The 7,252-nt window shown below is 66.6% G+C and carries 8 protein-coding genes; 3 read left to right on the top strand and 5 right to left on the bottom strand.

All coding sequences use genetic code 11. The annotated features are described in order from the left end of the window. Positions 1 to 75 precede the first annotated feature (75 nt). The 3 genes from KUM40_RS42775 to KUM40_RS41855 all read right to left on the bottom strand — a co-directional run bounded on the left by KUM40_RS42775 (position 76) and on the right by KUM40_RS41855 (position 1,147). Entirely contained in the window at positions 76 to 438 is a 363-nt protein-coding gene (locus KUM40_RS42775) for an ankyrin repeat domain-containing protein (protein ID WP_374227456.1), read from the bottom strand. Between the two features lie 105 nt (positions 439 to 543). Further along, positions 544 to 897, bottom strand: coding sequence for a hypothetical protein (locus tag KUM40_RS36725; protein WP_217170651.1), 354 nt, complete (start codon positions 895 to 897; stop codon positions 544 to 546). 85 nt (positions 898 to 982) lie between these two features. Then, positions 983 to 1,147, bottom strand: a complete 165-nt coding sequence (locus KUM40_RS41855; RefSeq protein ID WP_254396217.1) for a hypothetical protein — start codon at positions 1,145 to 1,147, stop codon at positions 983 to 985. Between KUM40_RS41855 and KUM40_RS42265 the strand changes: the two genes are divergently transcribed. Next, positions 1,146 to 1,271 carry a hypothetical protein gene (locus tag KUM40_RS42265; protein WP_302180944.1) on the top strand — a complete coding sequence of 42 codons (126 nt, stop codon included), beginning with the start codon at positions 1,146 to 1,148 and terminating at the stop codon, positions 1,269 to 1,271. The two genes, KUM40_RS41855 and KUM40_RS42265, sit on opposite strands and share 2 nt — an antisense overlap. A gap of 313 nt (positions 1,272 to 1,584) precedes the next feature. Here the strand turns inward: KUM40_RS42265 and KUM40_RS36715 are convergent, their stop codons facing one another. Next, entirely contained in the window at positions 1,585 to 2,379 is a 795-nt protein-coding gene (locus tag KUM40_RS36715) for a recombinase family protein (protein WP_308401316.1), read from the bottom strand. 453 nt (positions 2,380 to 2,832) lie between these two features. Here KUM40_RS36715 and KUM40_RS36710 point away from each other — a divergent pair, with 453 nt between their 5' ends. Next, on the top strand, positions 2,833 to 3,306 hold the full coding sequence (locus KUM40_RS36710; protein WP_217170649.1) for a MarR family winged helix-turn-helix transcriptional regulator: 474 nt from the start codon (positions 2,833 to 2,835) through the stop codon (positions 3,304 to 3,306). Beyond that, positions 3,303 to 4,184, top strand: a complete 882-nt coding sequence (locus KUM40_RS36705; protein ID WP_217170648.1) for an SDR family NAD(P)-dependent oxidoreductase — start codon at positions 3,303 to 3,305, stop codon at positions 4,182 to 4,184. The genes KUM40_RS36710 and KUM40_RS36705 overlap by 4 nt, the downstream gene beginning before the upstream one ends. 20 nt (positions 4,185 to 4,204) lie before the next feature. Here KUM40_RS36705 and KUM40_RS36700 read toward each other — a convergent pair whose 3' ends face one another. After that, entirely contained in the window at positions 4,205 to 7,246 is a 3,042-nt protein-coding gene (locus tag KUM40_RS36700) for a Tn3 family transposase (RefSeq protein ID WP_217170647.1), read from the bottom strand. Between the last annotated feature and the right edge of the window lie 6 nt (positions 7,247 to 7,252).

Raw genomic sequence — 7,252 nt, 5'->3', positions numbered from 1 at the left:
GACGCGCCACGCCGGACCGGCCACCATCCGCCTCCTCAACCTCCCGGGGGCTCCAGCCACAGCAACATGATCAACTTAAGCTAAGTGGCATTGCCTCAAGAAGCGCCGGAGCAAGTCCTGTGCTGGCCCATGCTCGTAACGCTCTGCTAGCTGTAGTGGAGTTTCACCATCCGCAGCGGGGAGCGCAGGGTCAGCGCCATACGCCAACAGTATGGCAGTCGCCGCCGCATTGAGCGGGTAACCAGACTGGAGATGGCCATCCCCTTCCAAATCGATAGAATGCGTGAGTGTGGTATGCCCGAAGCAGATCTCATTTGGGTCTTCCCCGGAACTCAACAAGATGGCGATCTGCTCATATTGACTCGTCTCAATAGCTTTATGCAAGGGTGTCCAGGTGTCAACTCCTGTTTGTTTGCCGTCTGACGGCTGCTCATCCATTGATGGGAAAGTCGAGGGACTCTGTCTTGCCTGGCGTGTCGCCGTAGGGCAGTAGCTTGACAGCGAGAAACGCAAGAGTTTCCCATCGAATAGACATATTCGAGCTCACGGTATAGTGCCACCTTTTCGAGGCAATAGATGCTCGTAGTCACATGCCGCGACCGCGCGAATTCTTACCTCCCAAAGCGCTCCGAGTATTTCGGATGCAACTGGAACAACTTCTCCGAGCGATGCCGAATCGGTCGGCTGGCAATCCAGTACAGATGGCCAGCCGATGAAGTCATCTTCCGATTCTACTGTCCCCTCGTAATCATTACGCTGCCACTCGACCACCAGTGAAGGGAAGTGAATGACATCACCCTCGAGGAGGGCCTCAGGAATACAGTGAAGCAACCGGTGGCTCACGATATCCCAGTTCGGAGCGGCGATATAGATCGCACAATCAAGCTCCACGTTCACCTCGCTTGACTCGAACGAAGGGCCTGATCGACATCGTCCCCCATAACCTTAACGATCTCCTTCTTTACGCCGCTTCTCCTCGGTCTTACATCGCTGGGTGGGTGCCGCCGGCGAGTGCGGTGGTCCGCTCGGCGTATCGACCGCGCTGCAGGTCGTAGACGACGAGTATCGGCGCGGGGTCGAACTCCAGTCGCCAGAAGTGCGGGATGGCGGCCTCCGCGTAGAGCGTGGGCTTGACCTTGCGGTCCATGGTGCTGTTGCCCGGGGAGACGAGTTCGGCGACAAGCTGTACCGGGTTCGATGTCGACGACGACAGGATCGTCGGCGGTCGCGTCGGCGTCGACCACCGTCAGGTCGGGCACGACCAGGCCTGACGGCAGGACGGTGTTGACGCCCTCCAGGACCTCCACCGGTGCGCCGACCGCTCTGGCGGCTGCGTCCAGGGCGAGGTGGAGGCGGAACGAGGCTCGCTGGTGACGGACGCCGGGGACAGGGGACTTGACCAGGGATTCCCCCAGCAGCTCATAGCGGGTGGTGCGATCTTCCGGCAAGGCGAGGACATCGGCGACGGTCCAGGGCCCTGTGTGGTCGATCACGCCGCCCAGTCCCTTTGGCCTCCTCGTCCGACCGGCGGTCTCGGCCCTGTTCTCGTATAGCTACGGCCAGGTGGCGTGTAGCGCTGAGTAACTACACGGGGCTGCGGTCGCGCTGCTGAAGGGCGGCGAAGTCGGCGTGCGCGGTTTCGACGGCCTCCGGGTACGCCTGGGTCTTCTCGTGCTCGGCCAGCGCCCGGTAGATGCTGGAGAGGCTGGGGCTCTGTCCCTTGCGGCGGCCGGTGGGGATGAGCAGGTCGGGCTGGATGTCCTCGACGGTCTCGCCGTTCGCGCGGCGTCGGAGCACGGTGTGCAGCATGTCGTCGGTGATGACCGGGGGCCGGCCGCCGTGGTTGCCCTTGCGGGCCGCGGTGTCGAGTCCTTCGAGGGTGGCCTCGCGGATGTTCTCGCGCTCGGTCTCTGCCATCGCCGCGAAGAACCCGAACAGCAGGCGTCCCGGACCGCTGGGGTCGTACATCCCCGGGAGGGGTCCGGCAAGCATTTCCAGGACCAGGCCGTGGGCGGTGAGGTGGTCGGCGAGCGCGGTCAGCTCTGCGGCATCGCGCCCGAGACGCTTCATCTCGTACACCGTGAAGATCACCCGGCAGTGCGGTGCGTGTGCCTTGATCTCCCGGGCGGCGGTGAGGGCTGCCTCGAACTGCGGGCGGACCCGGACCCGGGTGCTGATCTTCTCCGAGAAGATCTTGTCCCGGGGGATGCGCTTGGCGGTGAGCGCGTCGAGCTGTGTCTGGAGTTCTTGGGTGAGGGTTGAGCATCGGGCGTATCCGATGCGGATGTCCGCGCTCGGAGTGTCCGGGTCGACGGGCGCGGGCGCCGGGGTGCCGGGCCTCCACGGCTGGCCGGGGCCGCGGTCGGCGGGTGTCGGCACGCGCAGGAGTTTCGCGAGCCGGGGCACCTTCGTGAAGCGGCCGGTGTGGTAAGTCCCGGCGACCGCGCCGGAGCGCGAGCGGCAGGGTGAACCTGGCGATGCGTTACAGCGCGGGCAGGGGTGGCGCTCGACGTCGTCCGCTTCGGGCGCGAGTGCGGTTTGAGGGTCCGTCATGACCCCGGATACTGTCACAAACATTTCCCAGAACGCGCCTGGTTCCACTTCTGAGTGAGAACGAGTTGTGACAGTGAATCCGCGCTTCGGACCGCCTCCGCCGACCGTTTCCGATCTCGCTCCGGGAAAGGGTCGTTTCTGGGAGTCGGACCACTGCATCCAGGAGTCGACAGGGCGGGGCGGCTTGAGCGTCACGGCGGGCCGGTCCGCCACGCCAGGAGGGCCCCGCAAAGTACATGGAATTTCAAATAATTGGATTATCTATGTACTGTGTGGGTCATGGATGATCGGCAGCTGACCGAAGAGCTTTACGACTGCCTGTTCGCGATCCGCGCCCAGGTGCATGCCGAGCTGAAGGAGCTGGCCCGGGAAGCGGGGCTGACTGACACTCAGGCCGATGCGCTGTGGAGGCTGAGTCGCGGGCGGGAGATGACCGCGCGCCGTCTGGCCGAACTCTTGCAGTGCGACGCCTCAACCGCCACGTCGATGATTGACCGGCTGGAGAAGCGCGGCCTGGTCCGCCGTGTGCCTCACCCCATCGACCGCCGCTCGAAGGTGATCCAGCTCACCCCCGAGGGATGCGCGCTGCGCGATCGCGTCATCCAGCACACCACCGAGCACTCACCCTTCGCGCTCCTCGACCACGAGAGCAGGCTGCGCCTGCACACGCTTCTCCGCGAAGTGATCGACGGCCCCCGCCCGAAAGGTGAGGCCGCCAGCGTCAAGGACACCGTGAAAAAGGAGCAGCGATGAGCAGCAAGACCGCAGTCATCACGGGCGGAGCCTCAGGCCTGGGCCTTGTGACGGCACGCCACCTCATCAAGGCCGGTCAGAGCGTCGTCCTCGTCGGCCGGGACGCGACGCGCACCCGGGCCGCCGCCGACAGCCTGCGCGGCCTGGCCCCTGCGGGCAGTGACGCGGCACCGCCGAGGACGTACACCGCTGACCTGGAACAGTGGTCGCAGGTACAGGCACTGGCAGCGAAACTGGCCGCCGACAGACACCCGGTGGACGTCCTCATCAACAACGCAGGGGCGGCGTTCCCCCGGTACGAGCAAACACCGGACGGCGTGGAGCGCACCTACGCACTCAATCACCACGCCCCGTTCTTGCTCACCCACGCCCTCCTGGCCGAGGGAGTACTCACGCTCGAAGCGCGGATCATCAACATGTCCTCGTTCGTGGAAAAGCGTGGCAGGATCGATGCCACCGATCCGGATGTCGCGGGAACATCGTGGAGCAAGCGCTTCTACAACCAGATCAACGTCTACGCGACGAGCAAACTCGTCAGCCTCCTGGCCGCGCGAGAACTCGCACACCGCCTGCCTGACGGCATGAGCCTTTACAACGCCAATCCCGGCATGGTCAAGGGCACCGGGATGAACAGCAACGCCGGCGGTCTGATGCGGCTGACCGCCCCGCTGTTCCGTCCGTTCGCCATCACCCCGGACGAAGGTGTGCAGACCCCAGTCTGGCTCGCCGGCGCCTCGCCCGCACCGCGCCCCAGCGGCGGATTCTTCAGCGAGTCCCAGCCGGACACCCCTTCGCGCCTGGCCCTGAACGACGGTCTCGCCCGGACCGTCTACACCAAAACCGCAGCCCTCCTCGGAGTGGAGCCGCTCACGAGGTAGGGCTGGCCCGGAACCGGTTGTCACGCCGGGGTTGCGGCTGCCTCGTCCTGCGGGGTGCGCGGGCCGGGCACCGTGGCCCGGATGGACAGGTCCAGATCGAGGCGGTTGTTCATGTCCAGCTCGAACCGGCCGTACGGATTCACATGGGTCCAGAACAGCGGCGACAGCGCCCTGCGGTCCGCGTCGGTGAGCTTGTCCGCCCACTTCGGATCGGCCAGGACCTCCTGCATCAGCAGCGTGTTGACGTGCACCAGCGCGGACTGGAGCAGGTGCAGCGCGAGCATGCTGACCTCCTGGGACTCCTTGTCGGCGCCGGCCAGGTCGCCGTCCTTGCCGTAGAAGAGGTCCTTGTTCGCGGAGTTCCAGTTCTCCACCACCTGCAACCCCTCGTGGATCTCCTGGCGCATCTCGACATCGGCGAGGTAGTCGCAGACGAACGAGGTACGCACCGCCCGGCCCAACTCCTCGATCGCCCGGTACGTCGGGTGCTTGGGCCCTCCGCGGGTGGAGCGCCGCAGGACCTGCTCAGCCTCGGCGGTGCCCAGACGCAGGGCGGTGGTGTACTTCACGATCTGGTCGTACTGCTGGGCGATCAGCTCCCAGTCGATCGTCTTGGTGGAGAGCACCGGGCCGACGTTCGGCCAGTTCTCGTCCTCCCCGGCCGCCGGCCGGTACAGCTTCGCCGATCCAATGTTCTTCAGCCGGGGCATCAGCTTGAAGTCGAGCATGTGAGCAAAGGCGAAGCCGACGATGGAGGCGCCGTGCGTGTCGGTGTACTGCCGGTCTACCTCCATGTCGGTGCAGTGCCGCAACACACCCTCGATCATCGAGGCGACCTCGGAGGCCGAGCAGGACTTCAGCTGGGAGTAGATGCACACCGACTTCCGCTCGACATGCCAGTAGATCATCACGCCGGGGCCCCGGTAGCGCTGATGCCACTCGGTCATCAGGTTGGAGGACCAGGCGCCGAACTTGCGGCTGTCGGAGGCGCACGCCGTGCCGGTGCCCCACCACATCTCATCCCGGACGGCGAAGGTGGCGTTCACCAGCTTCCGCAGGGCCGCGCGCATGTTGGCGCGGTTGACGAACAGGTGCCGCACCCGCCGCAGCGTCGCCTCCGACTCGCCGTGCTTGCCGGTCACCGCGACCCGCTTGATCCCCATGTTCGTGCCCAGGCCGAACAGGACCAGCAGCAGCCGGCGCCGCAGCACGTCCTTCGAGAGCATCTCCCTGGTGGCGACCGAGGTGAACTCGGCGATGAAGTCCGTGTCGAACTCGGCGTACTTCAGGATGTCCAGCAGGTCGATGGTGCCCCAGCACCGCTCGATCTCGCCCTTGATCGCCACCAGGCTCTCCGGCTCCTCCTGCTTGCCGCGAGGGGAGACCCGGATCCACGGCTCGCCGTGCTTCTTGACGATCGCCACCCCGCCCGTCGTGCCCTCCGCCAGCGCCTGCTCGAAGCGGTCCAGCGAGGTACGGAGCTTGCCCTGGAGGGCGGCGATGAACTCTCCGGCGTCCTGCGGCTGGCCCAGCGCGGCGTAGTGCACGTCCCGGTTGTCCTCGAAGTCGGCGGGCAGGTCGTCCTCCGGGTTACGCCACCGGTTCGCCCCCACCACCCAGATCTCCCGCCGCCGCACCGCGTCCCGCAAAGCGACCAGCACGCACAGCTCGTACGGGATGCGCTCGACACGGCCACGCTCGTCCACCACCGCCGCCCGCCAGTGCTCCGGCACCACCCCCGCCAGCGGCACACTCTCCGCAGGATCGAAGAACGCGCCCTCCCTCAGCGGCTGGTCCAGATAGCGCTGGAGCAGGTCGATCGCGTCCATCACCGGCCGGTAGGAAGTGTTGTTGCACTTCAGCTCCAGCGCGCCCAGCAGCGGCGAGAGCATCCGCCGCCAGTGCGCCGAGTACGACGACCGCAGCACCGTACGCACCCGGGCCTTGTAGCGGGCCTCGTTCGCCGCGGCCTCCGCCGCCAGCGCCTTCAACGTCTTCTCCCCGCCGACCACCGGGTAGATCACCCGCCGCACCGTGCCGGACGGCCCGGACAACGCCGCCCCCGCGACCCGCAGCAGCATGCCCTCCTTGCCCCGGACCTTCTTCAGCTCGGCGTTCAGCTCCTTGTCGACCTTCCGCTCCGCCCGGGTGTTGATCTTCAGTACCAACTGGATGAACAGGTCCACCAGCGAGTCGGTGATCTCCGTCTGCCGCACATGGCACAGCGCGGCCAGCAGCGCCAGGCGCCGCGGCGGCTTCATCCGCTCCAGGTTCGCCGGGTACTCCTTCGACGCACGCGCCCGCCACGCGTCCACCAGCTTCTCCGACACGTCCGCGAACAAGTCCGCGGGCAGCTCCAGCCGCCGGACCCGCTTCAGCTTGTTCACCTCCGCAAGCAGGCTCTCCAGCCCCGGTGCCCCCGGGTCGGCCTTCAGCTCGGCGAAGTGCGACCGGCCGCCGCCCGACACCGCGCCCTCACCGTCCGCTCCTTCGACCGTCTCCTCCTCGCTGCCGGCGACCAGGTCCTCCAGGCGCGAGCGTGTCGCGTGCGAGATCCGCTCCATCCTGCTGCGGCAGAACTGGGCCTCGAAGTCCTTGACCGCCTTGCCCACCAGCCGCCCGACCTGCCCGGGGGCCGGCGGCTCGATGTAGTCGTTGCGGCACCGGGCCACCACGGCCGCCGCCAGCCGATCCCGCGACAGCTCCACAGGGCACAGCTCAGCGGCCAGCCACTCGGCCAGCCGCTCCTGGTCCTCCTCGGTGTTCGCCCGGAACCCGTACGCCTCCCGGATCTCCTTGCGGTGCCGCTTGATCCGGTCGCCCTGCCAGTCGTAGTCCGCCCACGCACCGGCGGGAACCTTGACCTGCTGGGCCACGTACTCGACTGCTGCGGCGGGCATCTCCTTGGCGGACTCCGGGAATCGGGCCTCGACCTCGAAAAACTTGAGCAACAGCGCGAAGCCCAACCTGGTCGCCCCGGACTTGTTCCGTACCTTCTTCATGTCGCCTTCGAGCAGCGTCCAGACCTCGATCAGGTCTTCCGGCTCCCAGTCCTGCCGCATCCATCC

This window comes from Streptomyces sp. AC512_CC834, from assembly GCF_019049325.1.
GTDB lineage: Bacteria > Actinomycetota > Actinomycetes > Streptomycetales > Streptomycetaceae > Streptomyces.
This window is presented reverse-complemented; position numbering and strand designations above follow the sequence as displayed.